Genomic DNA, 2,059 nt, shown 5'->3' with positions numbered 1-2,059 from the left:
CTATAACTTTTGTTTTACGACCCATAATTAGGGTATAAATATAGCTTATATTTTAATTTGTCTCAGTACTTAAGTCAAAAATAAATCATGGTTAATTCTAATTTATTTTTTGTGAGTACAACGCTAAAAAACGTATTAATAGTGGTTCTATTAAAAGTTTTTTGAAGGCAGTAACCGTAAAACAATAAATAGAATTAGTATGAGATAATTTTGAATTTGTACTTATGATTAAAATGATAAGTGCTTAAATTGCAACCCACAAAACATATTACATATGCCTGAATATTTCACATACGGAGAAACAGAAATAGAATACCTGAAAGGAAAGGACAAAAAGCTGAAAGCAGTGATTGAGAAAGTGGGGATGATCAAGAGAAGTGTCAATCCTGATTTATTTTCATCCATTATCAAAATCATTATTGGACAGCAAATCTCCACTAAAGCACAGGAAACAATTTGGGCAAGATTAAAAGAGAAAATTGGTGAGGTCAATGCACAGCAGATTGATCAGTTGTCAGAGGAGGAATTGCAAAGCATTGGTATTTCTTTCCGAAAAGCAGGTTATATTAAAAATTTCACTTCACAAGTTCTGACAAACACGTTTGATATTGTGGCATTGAAAACCCAAACAGATGAAGAAGTGATAAACGCTTTATCTTCCTTAAAAGGGATAGGGGTTTGGACAGCAGAAATGCTGATGATTTTTTCCATGCAACGAAAAGATATTGTTTCTTTTGGTGATTTGGCCATTATCAGAGGAATCAGAATGATTTATCGACATAAAGAGGTCTCAAAAGAACGTTTCAAAAAATATCAGAAAAGATATTCTCCATATGGTTCTGTGGCTAGCTTGTATTTATGGGCTGTGGCTGGAGGAGCAATTGAAGGTTTGGAAGATCCTTTGACTTAGGTTTTATTAAAAAATATACCAATCATACTTTTAAATAAAAACACCTTGACAATAATATTGTCAAGGTGTCTAAAGAATTTAACTTTCTTAAATCTTTTTACTTAATCTAACAATTCTATGTATCTAACTTCTAATGTTTTATACTGAATTGCAATGATTAATGTTTCATGTCTAACAATGTATTTATTCAATAGATGTTATCAATGATCTTATTAAATTTATTTAGATATGAAACTAAAATATTTTGAACCTATTTAATCCTACCTTTTATCTACTGTCTATTTTAATTCTCATTGAGAAAAATAACGTTCTTGATGTAATAGTAGATTTGAATCAGCAATTTAGATTTGAATAAAAATCATGCTGATGTCATCACGGTGATGTTTTTTAGAGCATAAGTTGTTGATGTAATTATAATCCACTTTTTGATAATCCACTGGTTTATCAAAGCTATCAATACCGTCGGTTGTAATTACCACAGACTGATTTACATTATGTTGAAATTGCTCAACATGATTATTGAACCAATTTTGAAAGCTTCCTTGAAGGTGATAACAAAGGAAATCAGGAACATTATTCTGATCTATTTTTTTCCATATGTTGTCTACCGCAAACAGTCCGTCTCCTGAACAATACGTCACACAAGATTTAGCCTCTTTGTCAATGACATTAAGTAGAAGTGTACTCGCCAATTCATCATAATTCAACTGAAGCAGTTTTTGTGCTAACTGTAACTGTGTGAAAAAAGAGTGCATAAGCTCTTTTCCTACAAACTCAGCGGAGCCTCCATCTAAGTTATTATGGTGTAAAACTAAACGGTTACATGATTTATGAAGTATTTTTTTGAAGAGCAAAGACGTAAATTGGCTTTCAACTGCTGATGAACAGCCATCCATCACTGCACTTACAATAAATCTGTCGTAAAGAATACAATGGTACAATGCATCTTCATTATTTTCGTGAAGATGCCCTCTTTTTGAAATAGTTTGGATCATCATTTTTCTTTTAAAAGTGTTTTTTTTATATGAATCCCCTATTTTAAGTGCAAATTCAATATTAGAATTAACTACGATTTATTGGATCACCTTCAAAAAGTGGGCACAGGTTAACCAAATACCTTTGAAATTCTGAACAGGAAAAACTTTAAAT

General features: G+C 31.2%; 2 protein-coding genes. One reads left to right on the top strand and one right to left on the bottom strand.

The genetic code is table 11. The annotated features are described in order from the left end of the window. Positions 1-274 precede the first annotated feature (274 nt). Positions 275-910, top strand: coding sequence for a DNA-3-methyladenine glycosylase family protein (locus HHU12_RS33650; protein WP_169661106.1), 636 nt, complete (start codon positions 275-277; stop codon positions 908-910). Positions 911-1,251: 341 nt separating this feature from the next. Here the strand turns inward: HHU12_RS33650 and HHU12_RS33645 are convergent, their stop codons facing one another. Continuing rightward, positions 1,252-1,908, bottom strand: coding sequence for a protein phosphatase 2C domain-containing protein (locus HHU12_RS33645; protein ID WP_169661105.1), 657 nt, complete (start codon positions 1,906-1,908; stop codon positions 1,252-1,254). Positions 1,909-2,059 lie beyond the last annotated feature (151 nt).

It is taken from the genome of Flammeovirga aprica JL-4 (genome assembly GCF_012844305.1).
In the GTDB taxonomy this organism is placed as follows: Bacteria; Bacteroidota; Bacteroidia; order Cytophagales; family Flammeovirgaceae; genus Flammeovirga; species Flammeovirga aprica.
This window is presented reverse-complemented; position numbering and strand designations above follow the sequence as displayed.

Excerpts from the sequence above, each read along its gene's own strand:
- HHU12_RS33650 (WP_169661106.1), top strand. The coding sequence starts at position 275 with ATGCCTGAATATTTCACATACGGAGAAACAGAAATAGAATACCTGAAA.
- HHU12_RS33645 (WP_169661105.1), bottom strand. The coding sequence starts at position 1,908 with ATGATGATCCAAACTATTTCAAAAAGAGGGCATCTTCACGAAAATAAT.